Source organism: Enterobacter sp. RIT418, from assembly GCF_003057745.1.
Classification (GTDB): domain Bacteria; phylum Pseudomonadota; class Gammaproteobacteria; order Enterobacterales; family Enterobacteriaceae; genus Enterobacter.
The window spans coordinates 250,804-272,125 of record NZ_QBJD02000006.1; the positions used below are offsets into that span (position 1 = coordinate 250,804).

General features: G+C 55.6%; 15 protein-coding genes. 2 read left to right on the forward strand and 13 right to left on the reverse strand.

Annotation, left to right across the window (positions count from 1 at the left end; genetic code table 11):
• The first annotated feature begins 473 nt into the window (after window positions 1–473).
• Together gltB and DBY73_RS09625 are read left to right on the forward strand one after the other, a co-directional pair.
• Window positions 474–4,934, forward strand: coding sequence for a glutamate synthase large subunit (gene gltB, locus DBY73_RS09620; protein WP_112010928.1), 4,461 nt, complete (start codon window positions 474–476; stop codon window positions 4,932–4,934).
• Window positions 4,935–4,943: 9 nt separating this feature from the next.
• A complete protein-coding gene (locus DBY73_RS09625) occupies window positions 4,944–6,362 on the forward strand; it encodes a glutamate synthase small subunit (RefSeq protein ID WP_112010929.1) in 1,419 nt (472 codons plus the stop codon).
• Window positions 6,363–6,408: 46 nt separating this feature from the next.
• Here DBY73_RS09625 and DBY73_RS09630 read toward each other — a convergent pair whose 3' ends face one another.
• The 13 genes from DBY73_RS09630 to DBY73_RS09690 form a co-directional block, all read right to left on the reverse strand.
• Entirely contained in the window at window positions 6,409–7,254 is an 846-nt protein-coding gene (locus DBY73_RS09630; RefSeq protein WP_181573222.1) for a StfH/YfcO family fimbrial adhesin, read from the reverse strand.
• A gap of 1 nt (window position 7,255) precedes the next feature.
• Window positions 7,256–7,783 (reverse strand): fimbrial protein, encoded by a 528-nt coding sequence (locus DBY73_RS09635; RefSeq protein ID WP_112010931.1) that lies wholly within the window; start codon window positions 7,781–7,783, stop codon window positions 7,256–7,258.
• Window positions 7,780–8,256 (reverse strand): fimbrial protein, encoded by a 477-nt coding sequence (locus DBY73_RS09640; protein ID WP_112010932.1) that lies wholly within the window; start codon window positions 8,254–8,256, stop codon window positions 7,780–7,782. Before DBY73_RS09640 ends, DBY73_RS09635 begins: the two co-directional genes overlap by 4 nt.
• Window positions 8,253–8,756, reverse strand: coding sequence for a fimbrial protein (locus tag DBY73_RS09645; RefSeq protein ID WP_112010933.1), 504 nt, complete (start codon window positions 8,754–8,756; stop codon window positions 8,253–8,255). Before DBY73_RS09645 ends, DBY73_RS09640 begins: the two co-directional genes overlap by 4 nt.
• A gap of 13 nt (window positions 8,757–8,769) precedes the next feature.
• Window positions 8,770–9,537 carry a fimbria/pilus periplasmic chaperone gene (locus tag DBY73_RS09650; RefSeq protein ID WP_112010951.1) on the reverse strand — a complete coding sequence of 256 codons (768 nt, stop codon included), beginning with the start codon at window positions 9,535–9,537 and terminating at the stop codon, window positions 8,770–8,772.
• A 6-nt stretch (window positions 9,538–9,543) separates the two neighbouring features.
• Entirely contained in the window at window positions 9,544–12,213 is a 2,670-nt protein-coding gene (locus DBY73_RS09655; protein WP_112010934.1) for an outer membrane usher protein, read from the reverse strand.
• Window positions 12,214–12,345: 132 nt separating this feature from the next.
• A complete protein-coding gene (stfA, locus tag DBY73_RS09660) occupies window positions 12,346–12,906 on the reverse strand; it encodes a fimbrial major subunit StfA (protein ID WP_112010935.1) in 561 nt (186 codons plus the stop codon).
• 785 nt (window positions 12,907–13,691) lie between these two features.
• Window positions 13,692–15,182, reverse strand: coding sequence for an MFS transporter (locus tag DBY73_RS09665; protein ID WP_112010936.1), 1,491 nt, complete (start codon window positions 15,180–15,182; stop codon window positions 13,692–13,694).
• A 46-nt stretch (window positions 15,183–15,228) separates the two neighbouring features.
• On the reverse strand, window positions 15,229–16,122 hold the full coding sequence (gene nanA / locus DBY73_RS09670; protein WP_112010937.1) for an N-acetylneuraminate lyase: 894 nt from the start codon (window positions 16,120–16,122) through the stop codon (window positions 15,229–15,231).
• Between the two features lie 125 nt (window positions 16,123–16,247).
• The gene (nanR, locus tag DBY73_RS09675) at window positions 16,248–17,027 is read right to left on the reverse strand and encodes a transcriptional regulator NanR (RefSeq protein WP_112010938.1); all 780 of its coding nucleotides are present in this window, start codon (window positions 17,025–17,027) and stop codon (window positions 16,248–16,250) included.
• 102 nt (window positions 17,028–17,129) lie between these two features.
• Window positions 17,130–17,690, reverse strand: coding sequence for a hypothetical protein (locus tag DBY73_RS09680; RefSeq protein WP_181573223.1), 561 nt, complete (start codon window positions 17,688–17,690; stop codon window positions 17,130–17,132).
• The gene (locus DBY73_RS09685) at window positions 17,687–20,113 is read right to left on the reverse strand and encodes a fimbrial biogenesis outer membrane usher protein (RefSeq protein ID WP_112010940.1); all 2,427 of its coding nucleotides are present in this window, start codon (window positions 20,111–20,113) and stop codon (window positions 17,687–17,689) included. Before DBY73_RS09685 ends, DBY73_RS09680 begins: the two co-directional genes overlap by 4 nt.
• 8 nt (window positions 20,114–20,121) lie before the next feature.
• Window positions 20,122–20,826: a fimbria/pilus chaperone family protein gene (locus tag DBY73_RS09690; RefSeq protein WP_112010941.1), complete on the reverse strand. Its 705-nt coding sequence runs from the start codon at window positions 20,824–20,826 to the stop codon at window positions 20,122–20,124.
• Between the last annotated feature and the right edge of the window lie 496 nt (window positions 20,827–21,322).

A 21,322-nucleotide genomic window follows, 5' to 3' on the forward strand; every position in this document is an offset into this window, starting at 1 on the left:
GCGGGTTTGCACTGCATACCAGAGGATTATCCTGCACTAAAAACACTATTCAGCACGCTGCATTGATAATACCGCTTTCATATAGTGAGTCAGATCACATTACGCTGCGTCTTTCCGAAGGCCAATACGCTTGTAAAAATCATTAAATGTCATTTAAATTCAATCAGATAAAACACTATTAGCACATTTTTTTATAAATAAGATTGCCATTTGACCTGTGTATCAATTCCCGATAAGTTGGAAATCCGCTGGAAGCTTTCTGGATGAGCGGCCTGCTCATCATATTTATGCAGTAATTGAGATTCCCTCTGAAGCAAGTCCTCAAACTTGTTTACCTGCGCGAAAGGATGAAAAAGAGGGCGAATGCGAGGTCCGCGTATGAAACGCAAACCCCGTCGCCATGCTCTTTCTGCGCCTGCGCGCCACGGTAAAGTTCAGTGGGAAGCCCGACGAGCCTGGGGAGGTTCACTGATATGTTGTACGATAAATCCCTTGAGAAGGATAACTGTGGTTTCGGCCTGATCGCCCACATAGAAGGCGAACCTAGCCACAAGGTAGTGCGTACTGCTATTCACGCACTGGCCCGAATGCAGCACCGTGGCGCTATTCTTGCCGATGGTAAAACGGGCGACGGTTGCGGCCTACTGCTGCAAAAACCGGATCGTTTCTTCCGCATAGTGGCGCAAGAGCGCGGCTGGCGTTTAGCCAAAAACTACGCCGTCGGCATGCTGTTCCTGAATCAGGACCCTGAAAAGGCAGCCGCCTCGCGCCGCATCGTCGAAGAAGAACTTCAGCGTGAAACCCTGTCGATTGTTGGCTGGCGCGATGTGCCAACCAATGAAGGGGTGCTCGGTGAAATTGCCCTCTCCTCGCTGCCTCGTATTGAACAAATTTTTGTCAACGCGCCTGCGGGCTGGCGTCCACGCGATATGGAGCGCCGCCTGTTTATCGCCCGCCGCCGCATTGAAAAACGTCTTCAGGATGATAAAGAGTTCTACGTCTGTAGCCTCTCCAACCTGGTGAACATCTATAAAGGTCTCTGTATGCCGGCTGACCTGCCGCGCTTCTACCTGGACCTGGCGGACCTGCGTCTGGAATCGGCCATTTGCCTGTTCCACCAGCGCTTCTCCACCAACACCGTGCCGCGCTGGCCGCTGGCGCAGCCATTCCGCTACCTGGCGCACAACGGCGAGATCAACACTATCACCGGCAACCGCCAGTGGGCGCGCGCCCGTACCTATAAGTTCCAGACCCCGCTGATCCCTGACCTTCACGATGCCGCGCCGTTCGTCAACGAAACCGGCTCGGACTCCAGCTCCATGGATAACATGCTTGAGCTGCTGCTGGCGGGCGGGATGGACATCGTGCGCGCCATGCGCCTGCTCGTGCCGCCGGCCTGGCAGAACAACCCGGATATGGACCCGGAGCTGCGCGCGTTCTTCGACTTTAACTCCATGCACATGGAGCCGTGGGACGGCCCGGCGGGCATCGTCATGTCCGACGGCCGCTTCGCCGCCTGTAACCTGGACCGTAACGGCCTGCGTCCGGCGCGCTACGTCATCACCAAAGACAAGCTCATCACCTGCGCCTCTGAAGTCGGTATCTGGGACTACCAGCCTGACGAAGTGGTCGAGAAAGGCCGCGTTGGCCCGGGCGAGCTGATGGTTATCGATACCCGCGGCGGGCGTATACTGCACTCCGCTGAAACCGATAACGATCTGAAGAGCCGCCACCCGTATAAAGAGTGGATGGAGAAAAACGTTCGCCGCCTGGTGCCGTTCGAAGACCTCTCTGATGACGAGGTTGGCAGCCGCGAGATGGATGACGACGCCCTCGCGAGCTTCCAGAAACAGTTTAACTACAGCGCGGAAGAGCTGGACTCGGTGATCCGCGTGCTCGGTGAAAACGGCCAGGAAGCGGTCGGCTCAATGGGCGACGACACGCCGTTTGCCGTGCTCTCCAGCCAGCCGCGCATCATTTACGACTACTTCCGCCAGCAGTTTGCGCAGGTGACCAACCCGCCAATCGATCCGCTGCGCGAAGCGCACGTAATGTCGCTGGCCACCAGCATCGGCCGCGAGATGAACGTCTTCTGCGAGGCCGAAGGCCAGGCGCACCGCCTGACCTTCAAGTCGCCGATCCTGCTCTACTCCGATTTCAAACAGCTCACCACCATGGAAGAGGAGCACTACCGCGCGGACACGCTCGATATTACCTTCGACGTGAACGAAGCGAGCCTCGAAGAGACGGTGAAGGCGCTGTGCGACAAAGCCGAGCAGATGGTGCGAAACGGCACCGTTCTGCTGGTACTGTCTGACCGCAACATCGCGAAAAACCGTCTGCCGGTGCCTGCGCCAATGGCCGTGGGGGCGATCCAGACGCGCCTGGTGGACAAGAGCCTGCGCTGCGACGCCAACATTATCGTTGAAACCGCCAGCGCGCGCGATCCGCACCACTTTGCCGTGCTGCTGGGCTTTGGCGCGACGGCAATCTACCCGTACCTGGCCTACGAAACGCTGGCGAAGCTGGTCGATACCCGCGCGATCGAGAAAGACTACCGCGCCGTGATGCTGAACTACCGTAACGGCATCAACAAAGGCCTGTACAAGATCATGTCCAAAATGGGCATTTCAACGATTGCCTCCTACCGCTGCTCGAAGCTTTTTGAAGCGGTCGGCCTGCACGATGACGTTGCTAACCTCTGCTTCAACGGCGTGGTCAGCCGCATCGGCGGCGCCGGATTTGCTGACTTCCAGCAGGATCTGGTGAATCTGTCGAAACGCGCCTGGCTGGCGCGCAAGCCGCTGGATCAGGGCGGGCTGCTGAAGTACGTTCACGGCGGCGAATACCACGCCTACAACCCGGACGTGGTGCGCACGCTGCAGCAGGCGGTTCAGAGCGGCGAATATAGCGATTATCAGCAGTATGCCGAGCTGGTCAATAACCGTCCGGCGGCGACGCTGCGCGACCTGATTGCCCTGAATCCAGGGGATGAAGCGGTCAGCATTGACGACGTTGAGCCTGCGTCCGAGCTGTTTAAACGCTTCGACACCGCCGCGATGTCCATCGGCGCGCTAAGCCCGGAAGCCCACGAAGCGCTGGCGGAAGCCATGAACAGCATCGGCGGTAACTCGAACTCCGGCGAAGGCGGTGAAGATCCGGCGCGCTACGGCACCAACAAAGTGTCCCGCATCAAGCAGGTCGCCTCCGGCCGCTTTGGCGTGACGCCGGCATACCTGGTCAACGCCGACGTGATCCAGATTAAAGTCGCTCAGGGTGCAAAACCGGGCGAAGGTGGTCAGCTGCCGGGTGATAAAGTCACCCCGTACATCGCCAAACTGCGCTACTCGGTGCCGGGCGTGACGCTGATTTCCCCGCCGCCGCACCACGATATCTACTCTATCGAGGATTTGGCGCAGCTGATTTTTGACCTGAAGCAGGTCAACCCGAAAGCGATGATCTCCGTGAAGCTGGTTTCCGAGCCGGGCGTCGGCACCATCGCCACCGGCGTGGCGAAAGCCTATGCGGATCTGATCACCATTGCCGGCTATGACGGCGGCACCGGCGCAAGCCCGCTCTCCTCCGTGAAATACGCGGGCTGCCCGTGGGAGCTTGGCCTGGTGGAAACCCAGCAGGCGCTGGTGGCTAACGGCCTGCGCCACAAGATCCGCCTGCAGGTGGACGGCGGCCTGAAAACCGGCCTCGACATCATTAAAGCGGCGATTCTGGGTGCGGAAAGCTTCGGCTTCGGTACCGGCCCGATGGTGGCGCTCGGCTGTAAATATCTGCGTATTTGCCACCTGAACAACTGCGCAACCGGCGTGGCGACCCAGGACGAGAAGCTGCGTAAGAATCACTATCACGGCCTGCCGTTCAAAGTGACCAACTACTTTGACTTCATCGCCCGCGAAACCCGCGAGCTGATGGCGCAGCTGGGCGTGAAGCGCCTGGTCGACCTGATTGGCCGTACCGACCTGCTGAAAGAGCTGGAAGGCTTCACCGCCAAGCAGCAGAAGCTGGCGCTGGGCAAGCTGCTGGAAACCGCGCAGCCTAAAGCTGGCAAAGCGGTGTACTGCACCGAGAACAACCCGCCGTTCGACAACGGCGTGCTGAACGCGCAGCTGCTGCAGCAGGCAAAACCGTACGTGGACGACAAGCAGAGCAAAACGTTCTGGTTTGATATCCGCAACACCGACCGCTCCGTGGGCGCCTCGCTCTCCGGCTACATCGCGCAGACGCACGGTGACCAGGGGCTGGCAGCCGATCCGATTACCGCGCACTTCAGCGGTACCGCGGGTCAGAGCTTCGGCGTGTGGAACGCGGGCGGCGTTGAGCTGTACCTGACCGGCGATGCCAACGACTACGTCGGTAAAGGCATGGCGGGCGGCCTGCTGGCGATCCGTCCTCCGGTCGGTTCCGCCTTCCGCAGCCACGAGGCCAGCATCATCGGTAACACCTGCCTGTACGGCGCGACCGGCGGCCGTCTGTTTGCCGCGGGCCGTGCGGGCGAGCGTTTTGCGGTGCGTAACTCCGGTGCCATCACCGTGGTGGAAGGCATCGGCGATAACGGCTGTGAATACATGACGGGCGGGATCGTGTGCGTGCTGGGTAAAACCGGCGTGAACTTCGGCGCAGGCATGACGGGCGGTTTTGCGTACGTCCTGGACGAAGACGGCGAGTTCCGCAAGCGCGTGAACCCGGAGCTGGTGGAAGTGCTGGACGTTGATACGCTGGCTATCCACGAAGAACACCTGCGCGGTTTGATTACCGAACACGTGCAGCATACCGGTTCTTCGCGCGGCGAAGAGATCCTGGCGAACTGGCCGGCATTCTCGGCGAAATTCGCGCTGGTTAAGCCAAAGTCGAGCGATGTTAAAGCCCTGTTGGGTCACCGTAGTCGTAGCGCAGCAGAGCTGCGCGTGCAGGCGCAGTAAGGGGTAGCAATGAGCCAGAACGTATACCAGTTTATCGACCTGCAGCGCGTTGATCCGCCAAAGAAACCGCTGAAGATCCGTAAAATCGAATTTGTTGAAATCTACGAGCCGTTTTCAGAAGGCCAGGCCAAGGCGCAGGCGGACCGCTGCCTGTCCTGCGGCAACCCGTACTGCGAGTGGAAATGCCCGGTACACAACTACATCCCGAACTGGCTGAAGCTGGCCAACGAAGGGCGTATTTTTGAGGCCGCCGAGCTGTCTCACCAGACCAACACCCTGCCGGAAGTGTGCGGCCGCGTCTGTCCACAGGATCGCCTTTGCGAAGGCTCCTGCACGCTGAACGACGAGTTCGGCGCGGTGACTATCGGCAACATCGAGCGCTATATCAACGATAAGGCGTTCGAGATGGGCTGGCGTCCGGATATGACCGGCGTGCGTCAAACCGACAAGCGCGTGGCGATTATCGGCGCGGGTCCGGCGGGCCTGGCCTGCGCTGACGTGCTGACCCGCAACGGCGTGAAGGCGGTGGTTTTCGACCGCCATCCGGAAATCGGCGGTCTGCTGACCTTCGGCATTCCGGCCTTTAAGCTGGAAAAAGAGGTCATGACCCGCCGCCGTGAAATCTTCACCGGCATGGGCATTGAGTTCAGGCTGAACGTGGAAGTGGGCCGCGACGTGCAGCTCGACGATCTGCTGAAGGACTACGACGCCGTGTTCCTCGGCGTGGGCACCTATCAGTCCATGCGCGGCGGGCTGGAAAACGAAGATGCGCCGGGCGTGTACGACGCGCTGCCGTTTCTGATTGCCAACACCAAACAGCTGATGGGCTACGGCGAAACCGCCGATGAGCCGTTCGTCAGCATGGAAGGTAAACGCGTGGTGGTGCTGGGCGGCGGTGATACCGCGATGGACTGCGTGCGTACCTCGATTCGTCAGAACGCGGCGCACGTCATCTGCGCCTATCGCCGTGACGAAGAGAACATGCCGGGCTCTAAGCGCGAGGTGAAAAACGCGCGCGAAGAGGGCGTAGAGTTCCAGTTCAATATCCAGCCGCTGGGCGTGGAAGTGAATGCTAACGGCAGGGTGAGCGGCGTGAAGATGGCGCGCACCGAGATGGGCGCGCCGGATGCAAAAGGTCGTCGTCGCGCGGAGATCGTCGCGGGTTCTGAGCACGTGATCCCGGCAGACGCCGTTGTCATGGCGTTCGGCTTCCGTCCTCACAGCATGGAGTGGCTGGCGAAGCACAGCGTCGAGCTGGATTCACAGGGCCGCGTCATTGCGCCGGAAGGCAGCGACAACGCCTTCCAGACCAGCAACCCGAAAATCTTCGCCGGTGGCGACATCGTGCGCGGTTCGGATCTGGTGGTGACGGCGATTGCCGAAGGCCGCAAGGCGGCTGACGGGATCCTGAACTACCTGGAAGTGTAGTCACAACATCAGGCGGAGGAAAAACGCCTCCGCCTGATGTGCAGCGCTATAGCTGTTCAAGAATATACTGGAAATTACAGGTCGCGCTGATCGTCCCTGAACCTACGCTCTTCGTGTTAACGGCAACGTTAATATCATGCAGCTCTTTGTCCGTTATCGGATGCGCTACCGCCGTGGTAGTGACAATCTGGTTATCACACCCCAGCACCGTTAGCGTTGTCCCGGTTGCAACATAACGGCACCCCGCACCGCGTTCGTCGAACTTGCTGCCGTCACACAGCATGCTGCTTTCCATCAGGTAGGTATGCAGCGTGGCGTTAACCGTTCCGCCATTTGGCACCACCTTTAGCACCTTCTCATGCTGCATAGCACTGGGCGACCAGGAGACGTCGTAGGTGGCAACCGGTACGGAACATCGTGAGTCACGTACCATCGGGCCGCGATAGGATCCGATATTCGTCGCCGTGGTGGGATAGCTGTAGGCGTAGGTCGTCGTGAGCCAGGGGCAGCCGTCGTTATCCTGTGAAACCGTAATATCAAAAATATTGTGGCGACAGCTGTAAAGGCTGCGGTCAATGCCTGGGCAAAGAGAATAATCAACGTTTTGGAAGCTTCTCAGCGTTAATACCGGCGCGGTACCAGGACCGCTCCATGATTTAAGCGTCGCATTTTGGTTTTTCTTAGGCGGCATACTGTAGACGCCGTAATACACACCCTTCGGGGTTGCCACCATAGTATTAATATCAACGGTTGTGGCGGCCATTTTCCCGGCGCCATAATAAATATTCACCCCCTGAAAGGTATTGCCTACTTTCTGCTTACTTTGCGCCATGCCGCCTGAACTGAAGCCTAAAGACAGCAGCAGGGCCGCCAGCACTATTTTTTTGTTCATCTTACAGATACTCAAAATTGACCGTTGCCGACGCGGAAAACGAGCCGGCAGAGATGCCGGAGGACGAAATCGCCTGCACCACCGCATTCAGCGCCAGCTGGTTGCTGCCCGCCACCAGCGTGAAGGTGGTCCCGGCGGCGTTATTAATATCTACCACCCTGCCCGTTAGCGTCCTGATGCCAATGGCCACGCCGCCCGCCGTCGAATTGGCATCCAGCGCCAGATACCCCTTTAACCCGGCGGCCTCCGTGCCGGTAAAGGTCACCCGCACGCCGCTGCTGAGCGCGCTGTCGCAGTCGTTAAGCTGCAGGGTAAAGGGCTGCGGCGCGGAGGGCGCACGCAGTAAATCACCTGCGCTAAGTACCGGAAAGGCCACCTCCGCCAGCGTGCCGCCGTTCACCACCACCGTGCAGGCGCTGGCGACCAGGTTACCGCGAAAGCGCAGGTTATCCACGCTGGCCTGCGCAGCGGAAAACGCCAGCATGCCGATGCACGCCAGCATCCGCCCTGCCTTTCGGCATACGATCATTGGTAATCCACCTGTAGCGTGGCCCACGCTTCAAATCCCCCTTCCTTCAGCGTCGCCCCGCTTTTCTTCACCGGGACCGCCGTCAGCGTCGGCCGGGAGGCTTCCTGAATGGTAATGTTGCTGCCGATCGTAAACGGCGTATTGTTCTGCCGTAGCTCAATTCCCAGCCCCTCGACGCTTGTCGCCACCGCCGCGTTGTTAAACTCCACCGGCGTGCCGCTCAGCGTCAACGTCATGGACATCGCCTCGTCGCGATAAGTGGAATCGCAGGTAATCGTGTAGGGAACCGGCTGGCTGTAATTGCTGCCGTCGATCTTCTCGATCAGCACGTTATTGAAATTCACGTCGATCGTTTGGGCGTTATCGATGGTACATTTTGGCCCCGCAATTAACGTGCCATGAAATTTCAGATTATCTGCTGCCTGTGCGGTGCCGCTGGCGAACAGCACTAGCGCGAGTGCGAATTTATTCATTGATACTCCACCACCAGCGTTGCCGCTGCATTGAACTCTCCTGCCGTAAGCGTTGTTCCTGCTGACTTCACGAGCACAGCTTCTAACACCGGATCCGTTCTGCCAGGCTGAAAGTTCCACCAGCTGGACGTCCCTACGGGCAACAGCGTTTTATCCGCCCGCGTTTGCAGGCGAATACCTAATCCATTCACATCCGTCTTTAAAACCTGTTCACCGTTTACCGTCATTGCCGTTCCCTGGATCTGCATTTTCAGATAATCGCTAGCGCCACCGGAACAAATCAGGTTGTAGGGCACCTGTTTTGCATTGCTACTGCCATCAACATTTGTCGTCATTATCGTGCCGAACTCTACCGTCGGGGCAGTGACCGTACAGGGCGGAGGTGCGTTTATGGCGATAATCAGCTTCAGGTTCACCGTTTTATTTGCCGCCCACGGCGAAGCCGCTACGCTGACCAGCAGCAGTAAAATGGCAGAGCGAATTGTCGTGTGTCGCGTCATCTCATGGCCCTTACTAACGCGTGTGCGCTTTTCGGGTCTGCTCTTCGTTCACGACGCACGGGTTGACGCTGCAGGTAAATACCAGCGGCAGGCGTGCGCCGTAGTCGTCAACGTAGGTCAGCACCGGCGACGTGCCGAGGTCGCTCACCTTCACGGCCATGCTCTGACTGCTGCCCGGCGCGACGACAAGCGGCGCGAATCCGGGTGCCGTTTTGCCGTTAACCTTGTCGGCGGCGTCGCTGACAATCACATACCACGCGGTAGGGTTGTTGACCTGCCATCCGTTGTCCCGGCGGGCCAGCGTAACCTTGTATTGCCAGGGATGCCGGGCGTCCACTTTCGCGATTGCCGCCGGACGGTAGAACAGCTTGATGCGGGTCTGCAGCGCAATCTGCAGCGTGTTCGGCTTATCGCTTTTCGGCGGAATTTCGCGCACGTTATAGAAAAACAGCGTCTCTTTATCCTGCGGCAGGGCGCTTAACGCCGGCATTCCCTGAATTTTCACCTGACCTATCGACTGCGCTTCAATGCGTTGTACAGGAGGGATCGCCGTCAGCGGCGAGGTGATTTTATTGCCCTTTTCGTCTTCTACCCAGGACTGTGCCAGGTATGGCAGTTTGTCGCTGGCGTTTTTCAGATCGATCCCGATCGATTTCTCATCGCCCTTGAATACCAGACGTGTACGATCGGGGGCGATAGCCGCTTGCGCGCTACATGCCCCAAGCGCCAGGCTGGCAATCAGCAGCGCGATTGCCTTTGGACGAAGGTGATATCCTTTCATGGTCAATTATTCTCCGTTATGCGTAACGCGTTGACGGGACGAAAGCCGTTCTGGCGCTTTGTCCGCCATGAGTCTGGTTTGTAGCTGCAGCATGGGCTGGGGCACGGGCTGCGTCTCCTGCGGCAGCGCACCGCCCTGGCACAGTAGCAGCAGGCCGCTGTAGAGATCGGCGGGCAACGGCGCGGGCAGCGTCACTTCACACTGAGGTTGATTGTCCCAACTCACCTGCATGGCTTCGCCCGCGTTCACGCCAATCAGGAATACGCTGCCGTCGCTGTCGACGATCCCCACCTGCTGCTGACGTGCATTCTTCACCTCGGCACCAAACGGCGGAGAGTCGCCGTTGCGCAGGCGGATCGCCGCCATCATCTTTTCGCCGCTGACCACCTCCAGATGACGGTAGCCGATGGCCCCTTCCGTCAGCGTTGCCTGGGTAACCGAGTTAATCGCCTCGGCGTTTTCCGGCAGTTTCGTGACGTCGATTTTCACCTGATTGCGGTAGTAATCGTTCACCTCGGTCAGCACCGCTTTCCCAAAGATGTTGGTATATACCGGCGTGCCGTAGCCGCCGACCGGCACATCCGCCTGCTGGTCAACGTCAACCAGCAGACGCGTACTGCCCGTGACGCCGCTGCGGTGCAGCGCCCCGCCTTTCGCGGTGAGCGTCGCACCGCCGCGCAGCGACAGGCCGCCAGAGGTATACTCGCCTTCCTGGTAGTTCAGGCTGGCATCCACGTCGGCGACGCTGGCCTGATGCCGGTAGTAGCCATCCAGCGTCGCGCCGGTGTCGCCGTGACCGGCGTTAATCTGGTAGTTATTGTTATCGTCCAGCCGCTCGTAGTAGCCCGCCTGGCTGCTGTTATTGCCCCCACTGAACGAGCCGTTATAGCTTAAGGTCCGCTCGGTGCCCCACGGCACGGTGAGCGAGACAAACACGCCGTCATCCGCCTCGTCGTCATATTCATTGCGGTAACCGTTAATGGATAAGCTGAGGTTGCGTATTTGCCCCACGGAAAAGAAGTGCGATAGCGTCAGGTTGTAGCTGTCCTGGCTCGGGCGGTTCCAGTAGGTGCGATGGGTAAAATTAATGTAGGCATTGACGTTCAAATCGCTGAAGCTCTGGCTGTAGGTCAACGTGTACATCTCTTTATCATGACCCGAGCGAACGCGTTCACCGTCGCCGCTGTTAGCGTCCAGGTACTCATCCATGGTCATGTAGTTCTCTTCTGAGAAACGGTAGCCGGCGAAGGTGATACGGCTGTCCAGTTCGTCAAAATCCTTCGCATAGCTGGCGCGATATGAGTTCCCCTGAAGCATGCCGTCGCCATAGTCGCTGCCCTCCGGTACGCTGGCCCGGGAGTGAGTAACATCGAACGACAGCGCGCCTAACGCCGCCATATCATGGCCGATACCGATCGCCAGAGCCTGATAATCCTGTTCACCAATCCCGCCGCCGTACAGCGACCAGCCGTTAGTCATCCCCCACGAAAGCTCAGCCGTGGAAAACGGCGAGCCTTCCATGTGGTGGTCCCAATCCTGAGGTCGGCCCACCGCAACTTTGTAGCGCAGCTGGCCTGGACGGGTTAAGTAAGGGATAGAGGCGGTGCTGACGTCATATTCCTGCACCTGGCCGTTCTGCTCTTCTATTCTGACGTGCAGATCGCCGGAGACGGTTTCGTTAATGTCCTGAATGCGAAACGGACCGGCCGGGACCTGAGATTCATAGATCACGCGCCCCTGCTGGGTGACCGTGATTTTTGCATTGGTGCGCGCGACGCCGGAAATTTCCGGCGCGTAGCCGCGAAGGTTTGGCGGCAGCATCCGATCGTCGGTGACCAGGCTGGCGCCAGCGTAGTTAAAACTGTCAAAAATATCGGAAACCAGCGCGTCTTCGCCCAGCTTCAGCTGCGCGCGCAGCGCCGGGATTGCGCGGTAGGCATAGTAGCGGCTCCAGTCCCAGCGTCGCTCAGTTTGCGACGAGGAAAACGCGTCGTCGTCCTTCTCATCCGCCTCTGCACGGAGGTAGCTGGCCTGCCAGTCGGCGCGCAAACGCCAGGCAGCGAGGTTCGCCCCCACGGTACCGTTGCCACTGACGTCGTAGCGGTCACCCGCATCATGCTCCGGGCGCTGCCACTGGCTGTTCACGCTGTAGTCAAACAGCAGACCGGAGATGCCTTCATCCCAGCGCGACGGCGGATCCCAGTCGGCATCGGCGTATTCCAGCCAGGCCTGCGGGATAATCACCGTGAGCGTGGATTTGCCCAGATCGGTTTGTGCCGCCATACCTTCCAGCTGATGAGGCTCGAGGCAGGTTCCCGCCTGTCCCCACCGCAGGTTTTCAACGAGTTCAGGCTTCAGGCCAAATAATGCCACCAGCTCGGGCGTCAGGCAGGGATCGCTTTCATCAGGATTGTCATTCAGGGCGGAGTAGGTAATTGCGCTGTCCTGGCTCACGACAGTCTGGTTAACCAGTACCGTTAGCGTATAGCGTCCGGGCATGACATAACCCTTGCGCGAAAAGCGGCCCAGATTGATTTTTGCGCCTTCTTTAATATCCAGAAACTGCGTATTAAATTGGATGGGCTGTTCAGCAAAACTATTTCCAATATCGCCGAAAAAGGTTAGGCCAGCAATAGTCGCAACGATGCTCAAACGATAAGAAGAATATTTAAGCATTGAGCAATTCATCCTTGATCACAGGCTTATTTATAATAATTTCTTACAAAGTAAAATCCGGCGCCAGGGTTCTTCAGTGCCCCCGGATTTTTTAAAAAGCCCCGCAGCGTCATGCTGCAGGGGACTCAGATATTACAGATAGCTGATTGCAAAATTCACTACGCTGCTGAACTCACCGGTATCAATCTTGGTGGCGGCGGCATCACCCTGTACCCATGCTTTAAAATTCAGCGTCTGGTTAGCCAGCGCAACGCCTGCGCCATCTAAGGTCATCGCCTGGTCAGAGTTAGCGCTCAGTGGAATACGGGTTCCCTTAGCATTACCGATCACAATGCTGGAGCCTGCCATTTCGCCTTTAGCGCCCATCAGCGCGACGTTGCCCGCGTTAGTAGTGGATTCATTACCCGTTGCGGAGAATACGGTGGACATATTCTTCTCCGTGGTAAAGGCACAGTTTTCCAGGCTGATATTAAAATCAACCATAGAAGAGCTTTTACCGCCGAGAAGAGACCCCGTACCGATGTGGCCCAGGTCAACGGTCTGATGTTCGTCACCCACCGCAATTGAGCATGGAGAATCTTCAATCGTACCGGTGAAAGTTACGGTGCCAGTATTCGTACCAGCAGCATTAGCAAAAGAGGCAAAACCCATTAACAGCGCAGCAGAAACCGTTTTTTTTACAGTAGAAATCATTTTTCATCCTTAAAGAAATAGACTGCACCTGACATTATTAAAACTTATCAGCGTGCAATGAAATTATATAATCCTGAATAGTGAAAACAGCGCCCATAATAATTAGCTTACAGAGAATAATCAGAAAACATCATATATCAATATAATCCTGCCATGGATTATTACTGGAGAGATAATGTCATTTAGGCGGGCAGCAGTATTCGTCTCTCCAATTGTAATATCAATAATTATTCGCTAAAAATCCTTTTAAGCCCATCTAATAAAATTAGGCCACTCGATCTTTCCGATCACTAAACCTACAAAATTGAGAGCATTAATTGAATTTTTAGATAAAAACGAGCATTTACAATGATGAAGATAATTAGCATCCAACTATGCATATTTAGGACAAATACAAAAACACGCATGCACTGGATATATCGAGGATAAAACAATCGCTACTTAAAATATTATTTAGAGAGAAATGAATTTTTATACTACCATTACCGCAAAGTAAAGGGCTGTTTAACGAGTTTACCATTTGATTTTTTCTCTATATATATAGAATCATTATTTATTGATCAATTATTCTGCGCATACCATAAATATGGCAAATTAAAAAGCTTACATTACAGCCAGTGATGATGTGCAACACGCTCGATTTACGAGCCTGGGGCCATAAAAAAAATTGTGACTAACCTTTACGAATTGGATATGAAAATAGTCGTTCAGGATCAATAACGCGCGCTGCAGTAAACACAGGGGATCGAAATCCCCCTCCCGGCGACAAGGGACGGCGCATTACGTTACCCTTTATGCTTAATCAGGCTATTCCTGATGCCGCTAAAGGGCACTGTGCCGCTCAGCGGTTTACCGTCAATGGCGTCATGCGTGCGCAGCGCTTCCGGCCTTATCCAGCGCTGAACGCGGGAAGGCATATCCAGACCGATGAGCAGAATAACCACAAACGTCAGGCCAAAGGAGAGCGACCCCAGCGCCGTGCCGAGCTGCATATTCTGTGATAGCAGAGCGCCAATGACCGGAGCAATTGCGCCCCCCAACGCGCCGACGTTGTAGGTAAAGCCCAGCCCCGCGGCGCGCTGGTCGGTATCGAAATAGCCGCCGATAAGCTTGGGTAAGATCCCGGAAATCCCCTGTCCCAGCATCTGCTGGAAAAAGAGCAGCAGACCCAAAATCCAGACGTTTGCACCGCCGATGGCAAAGACGGGGACTATAAGCAGCTGCGAGGCCAGCAGGCTACAGACGTAGGCCCTGCGGGTGCCCAGCCAGTCGCCGAGGAAGCCGCCGACGCAGCAGCCCACCGCCGCGCCAAATCCGCTAAAGAACAGGACTTTTGCCACGGTTGACGGGTCATACGCCAGTTCGGTTTTCAGGTAAGTCGGCAGTAGCGCCTGAATAGGCCACGAGTAGAGGAAGGCAAATAGCACAACAACCATCAGCGTAACGCCCGTCGGCCAGCGTTTGCCGCTGCTTTGCACCATAAAGCTGATGAAAACGATGGCGCACAGCAGGCCAAGAATCATAACCAGCCCCGCATTGTTAAGCTCGCCCGCAAAGCAGAGCCACAGCGCGGTACCGGCAAACAGCGTCATCATCATGTTTATCGCGCGGTATTTGCCGCGATAGAGAATGTCGACCATCGTGCGCACCGGGGCTTTACCCTCATGCTTCGCCTGCCAGTCTTCCGCCTCGGGAATGTTTTTACGCAGCCACAGCGCAAAGACGATGGGCAAAATGCCAATAAAGAACAGCGCTCGCCAGCCCCAAACCGGCACCACCAGGCTATAGATCTGAGCCGCGATGACGGCACCCACGGAGAAACCGGAGATCAGAAAACCGCTCGCCTTATTGCGCAGGTGCTTCGGCCAGCTTTCAATCACGTAGGTTGCGCTGGAGCCGTATTCGCCCGCCATCCCCATGCCGATCACCATTCTGGCAATAAACAGGGTTACGTAGCCCGGCGCAAAACCGCAGGCCAGCGTCCCGCAGGAAAACAGGACAATGCTGGCAATCATCGCCAGCTTTCGCCCGTAGCGATCGCCCATCGCGCCCAGCAGTAACCCGCCAAACCAGCGTGAAATAAACGCCGCGGAAATCAGGCTCGCGGCTTCAACCGTTGTCAGACCAAATTCACTTTTTACTTCTGTCAGCACTAAGGCAATTAAAACAAAATCGAAGCCATCGAGCAGATATCCCAGCCAGGCGGCGGAGAACGCGCGCCACTGAGGGCGGCTAAGATGGCGGTACCACGGGATGCTTAGGGTAGACTTACTCATTTCACTCTCCCGACGATTTCTCTGTCGTTTGCCGGACGGCATTGCGTTAGCGTTTTTCCGCCATTAGCTGCTCCGCCAGGGCCTTCAGCTCTGGCAAAAATTTTCCGTCCACGGGAGCAAACGGCTTGCGGCACAGTGGCACGGAAACCACGTCCATATAGTGCAGCACCGTTTTCAGACCGCGGAAAACGCCCGCCTGGATGAGAAGATCGATGACCTTGTTGCACTCGCTCTGTAAACGCTGCGCGGTAGCGCTATCCCCTTCCCGCACCGCCCTGGCGATCGCCTGGTAGCGCCAGCCCATGATATTGTACGTGCTGCCGATCCCACCGTCCGCGCCCGCAAGCAGGCCAGAAGCAAAGATCTCATCGTAACCGTTGTAGAGCACCAGATCCGGATGCGCGCGGCGGATCTGCTCCATCTGGAAGAGATCGCCGGAGGTTTGCTTCAGCGCCCCGACGCCCGGCAGCGTGACCAGAGTATTGATGTGATCCAGCGTCAGCTTAACCCCGCTCAGCGCCGGAATGTTATAGACCACCATCGGTAAACCATCAGCAGAATCAATGATTGCACGGTAGTGGTCGCAATGTTCTTCAAAGCTGAAGGGGTAGTAAAGCGGCGTGACGGCAGACACGGCATCGAAGCCGTAACGGGCGGCGGAGGTAGCCAGCCGCTGGCTTTCCGCCGTACTGACGCAGCCGACGTGGGCGATCAGGGTAATTTTTCCCTGCGCCTCTTCCGCCACGATTTCCATAACCTGTTCACGCTCGGAAAGGCTTTGTACAAAGGCCTCGCCCGTCGAGCCTCCCACGTACAGGCCATCAACACCCTGCGCAACATTGAACTGAACAAGCCGGCGCAGGCTCTCTTTATCAAGCGCCTGCTGTGAATTGAACGGTGTCAGGAGCGCGGCCATTACGCCGCGTAATTGCGTTGCCATAGTTACCTCAATCGGTCGCATGTTTGTAATAACGATATACCTTTATACCTGTTATACCAGACTAATTAAGCAGCAGTGGAATACAGAACGCCTATATTGCGATCTGCTTCACTAAAGGATCGTGACTATTGGGTTTTAGAGCTCTGGCCGAAGGCGTGCCAGGTGGCGAATACGCTGTTGAGATGGGTTTGCAGTGCCCGATCGGCTTCATCCGGATCGCGGCGGCGGATCGCATCGACGATCGCAATATGCTGCCGGTAGCTCGCTTCGTTATGCTGATAGAGCTCCGCGTCCGGAACGGTAGGACGCGCAGCGATGAGCCAGTCGAGCAGCGCCACATGGACCGCGTTAAAGATGGGATTCCCGGGGATCTCCGCCAGCACGCGGTGAAAATCAACATCGGATCGAATAAACAGCGCATTGTCGTCGAGGGACCGGCTGTTGATCTCCAGCGCCTTTGTCAGCTGCGCGATCTGATCGTCAGTGGCGTACTCTGCGGCGTAGCGAACGAGGCTGGATTCAAAGAACAGGCGGAGCTGCTCAAAATGGGCGATACCGCCGGGCTGGGTCAGAAAATCCTTCGCCATCCCTGATAGCTCGCTGATGATAGTATCAGCGGAAGGCATGGTGACGCGGGCGCGCTCGCCGTTATTGATCTGCACCAGGCCTTTGCGCTTGAGAGCCGCCAGCGCTTCACGCACCGAGGGGCGGCCCACGTTGAAAAATTCCATCAGTTCACGCTCGGAGGGCAGCTGCTCTCCCTGCGCAAATTCCTTTCGGCGGATCATCTGCTCCAGCTCTTCTTCCACCATTTCGGACAGTTTTTTGCGCGCCAGCGGTCGACGACGAAGGCTGCGTCCTGGAATGTCTTCAGAGTTTTCAGCTTTAAGATCAGTCGGTTTCATTGCAGTCCGGTGCTATTGAAGGAAAACAGTTCATCATAACACAGGAAATTAAAGGGAGGGGAAATGGCCTTATGGTGCACGGCGCTCCATAAGGCCAGGACATCAGTGAGTCAAAATTTTCCAGCTGAGATCGCTTTCCAGCTGCGTGACGTCCGCCGTGTTCCTGAATGCGTTATCCCTCAGCACCGGGAAGACCGTTACCCTAAAGCTCATCTGCTGCGCTGTCGGGACTTTGTTGTTTTCCACGGCAACAACGGTTTCGTTATTTTTAAGATATAACGATGACGCGGTTTCGCCCTCAGGCGTTAAGTTAACCTGGTCAAGGGTTTTACCGACGTTGTAATTTTTGCCGTCAATGATCATATTGTCGACTTTGACCGCAACGCCGCCCTTTTCACCGAACATAAAACGGCCTTTTTCCCCCGCCGCCCCCTGAAGAAGTACGCCAATCTGCTGCTGTTCAGGGCAGAAGACATTCACGTTAACTTCACGCTCCGGCATTTTGTGCCAGTTCTGCTGGGTGGTGACAATGTTGTCTCGCTGAAGCTGATGGTAATCCACCACGGTTTGCGACAGCGTGATCTGGCAGTCACCGGCAAAAGCTACAGCAGGTAAACAGAGCGCCAGCAGCCCGGCGAGGGTCATTTTTCGCTGAATGTTCATCGACATACTCCATTCACTTCTTCGTAGAATGCGTTTTCATCTCGCTTATCGCTGAGGGTGAAATCGATCTGACACAGTTGTTTGTTGTTGTCATCCATTGCATACAGCTTATCAAGCTGATCGGCGTCGCTCAGGAAGATGTGCCCATCGTCCACGCTGGTTACAATGTAATTTCCTTTACCATCAACAATCGAAAGGCCTTTTGCCAATGGCTTACCATCAGGATGCTTCACGCGCAGCATAACGCGGCGGCTGTTGAGCACTTTAAAGGTCACTTCACTGACGGACGCATGCGCCGCGGCAACATACTTAGTACCGTTTGCGAGGGACATACTCTGAGGCAGCTTATTCGCATTGATTTCCAGGCGTGAGTTGCGCCATTCGCTTAAGCCCGGCACAACGGCCTGCCCCCAGCGGTCCGTCCAGACGGTTCCCTGTGGGGTGGATATCTCGACGCCGCTCTTAGGCTCGCTGAGTTTAGCGATAGCAAAGGTGTCTTTGATCGCATAAGGCGAGAAGGTCACGCCATCCTTGTGCATCGCGATACCGCCCGACAGCGTCGCATTGTAGTTACGCTGGTGATCGCTGCTGGTGCCGCCACCGATCCCAAGCTGGGTATAGTGGAGGTTAGACGTGATATTGCCGTTAAAATTGTTTTCTTTAGACTCTTCATCCCGGTCAGCTGAGACGTAGTAATAGGTGTTATCACCAATCGCTCCGTTATTCGCAACGCCGTAACTGGTGCTGTCACCCTGCTTACGCATATAGGTGCTCAGGCTTTGAGACCCGCCGAGAGGAATGCTCAGGTTGACGTAGAGCAGATCGTCATCCTGCTCATCGTCATCATCATTGTTTCCTACCTCACTCTGCCAGTTCACCGTGACGGTTGCGTATTTGAACGTTTTCCCCCAGCTAAGCAGCAGGTAGCGCGAATCAGGCCCGTCACCCGCGCTCTGGTCGTAGTTGAAACCGGCGCTGAATGTCCCCGCAATCCCAGATGAGAAGCTAATATTGCCTGCGTAGGAGTTATCGTTAGGTTCAAAATCATCGTCCATCGCGTCAGCGAGTTCACGGTAGTCTTTGCTAAAGTGCGTTGCAGAGGCTGATAACCCTACGTTTTCGCCCAGCGCATAGTCGCTTGATAACTCCGTTTTCAAACCCTTGTAGCTCTCGCCAAAGTTCGATTTGCTGGTGGCTGCCGTTGCCGATACGCCCCAGCGGTCAGTGAGCATAAAGTCAGCTCTGCCCCCTACGGCCTGGTAATCTTCCGCAGCCACGCCGGATGCGAGAAGGTTCATCCACGGCATGATGCGCCAGCCGTCGGAAACGTTCACGACCATCGGATCGTCGTAATCACTGTCGATGTCACGCACCTGGCCTGCGGAGAACGTCAGGCCCTGTGGGCGCGCCAGGTTCTTCGATCGCAGGGAGGCGGCCGGCACAATAAAGTGGCTGCTAGAGCCATCTGTCTCAACCACGGTGACGTCAAGATCGACGTTGTTACGCACCATCGGCACGTCGTCAAGCGTGAAGGGACCTGCCGGCACTAACGTACTGAAGATGAGCTGACCGTTCTGACGCACCTCGACACGAGCCTGCGGGGAACGCGCGATGCCCGTTACCGTCACGCCGGAATTATCTTTTTGCAAACCAGGCGTTGGCATCAGTTGAACACCCGTAATCGGTACGCCGTTCAGGACATCCGACATGGCGTTAACTTCACCGACCTGCAACGTCAACCGCTGTGGGACAAACACATGCTCGGCATAGGTATAGATACTGTCCGCATTCCTTTCTCCGTTATCATCCGTCAGGATATATCGGCTGCGCAGCGACCAGTCCATAGCATTGAAGCCCGCTTCGAGGTTCGCCTGTGAATAGCGGCTATTATCAGAACCTTCATACTCATTACGGGTGCTAAACAGCGAATAGTTAAGCAGACCAGCGGTACCGCCATGCTGGAAGTTTTTGATGTCTGCCGTCAGGCTGTTAATAGCTTCCTGTGGAAGATAGAGCTCAACAGCTTCCTGGTTTGGCAGTGAGTTCACCACGGCCTGCGCATAATCGCTGTGAATATCGTGGCACGTCTCGCTGGCTTTCAGAGGAACAGGAATGAGGCCAGCAAACTCCAGGAAGTCATTATCAATACACAGTACGCCGTCTTCGTTGAAGCGCACTGCCGCAGTTCCACGATCCTGACCATTGACCTTAACCTGCACGGAGTGCGTTCCCGGAAGGAAGCGCGGCGCTTCGGCAAAGTAATGGTTAAGATCCATGCTTAAACCACGGGACTGAATGATGCCTGTATCAAACGTCACTTCCCTCGCCTGGAGGGAAGTGGAGTTCAGTAACACCAGAGGTAACGTGCCGCAAAGGATCGCGCGGACACAAAGTGCAAGGCGGCTTTTTTTACACACCGTCATTTCCCTATTTATTTATTTAAATCCGTTGTAAAACTTGGTACTTCAACCCCATAGCGGCTAGCCGGGAAGAATTGCACTTTGTTGTCGCTATTTGCCGATTTATCTAACGTGGCAGTGAGCGTTTCACCAGGCAGGATGTAGGTTTTAGAAAGCTTACCAACCGCGCCCGATGGCTTGGTCACCATTTTTTGCGCCAGACGAACAACGTATTTACTCGGGTTATTAACCTTTAATGAAGTGCCGTTAACACTCCATTTCAACTCTTTCCAGGCATCGGTGACCACTTCCAGGGACTTAGGCCGGATGAGCACAGGAAGATCCTGACGCAGGTTAATACCAATTTTGACCTTGTTGTCACTACTCTTCGGCGGAATACCTTCGAAGGTCACGCGCTTATAGTGTTCAACGCTCAGAGGCTCTTTTGTCTGCAATATGAAACGCAGCTGCTGAGTTTGACCCGGTTCCAGACGAACAACAGGCTGAGTGACAATTACTTTCACCCCCTTGTCATTCGGAAGATCCACAACGTTGGTGTAAAGAAGTGAAGGAAAACTATCGGTATTTTTAACGTTAATGGTTCCACTGTGCGTTGCTTCATCAATAACGAGCAGACTGGTCTCAGGGACCATACCGCCAGCATGCGCAGTAAATTGCACTGAGAATAACGCAGCAGTAATAAATGTTTTCAATAATACATTTTTAAAGCATGACATATGAGTAAATCCTTAGAAGCCTATTACATTACATTCCATGTTCATCGTGCTGTTAAAAAAGGAATAAACACGTTATGCATTTATCCCCTGGATTTATTTAACTCACGTTACTTTGAAAAAGATTGCTGGTACTTCAGACTGAGGCTCTTCTCACCTTTCAACTTTACGACCGATTAACAGTCTTTCAACAGATCACGCTTTATGACCCAACGGCTAACGGTTATAACTGATAAAGTAGCTGAATTATTTGTACCGTATGTCACCCTGCCACGCTGCTTGGTTCTGGGGTGAATGCTGCGTTATTCAATAGACATTCGACTTTCAGCGCTGCGGTGTCTGCAGCAACGGCGAAAGTAACACAGAGAGGCAAAGCCGTGGCAAGTAAACCTTTTTCACGTGTTAATCCTTAACATATGCGAAAATTTTGTTGGCGGAAATGCACCACATTTATGTGACGCCCTTTACCACCAGCACTCATAATATTGCTTTAATAAAT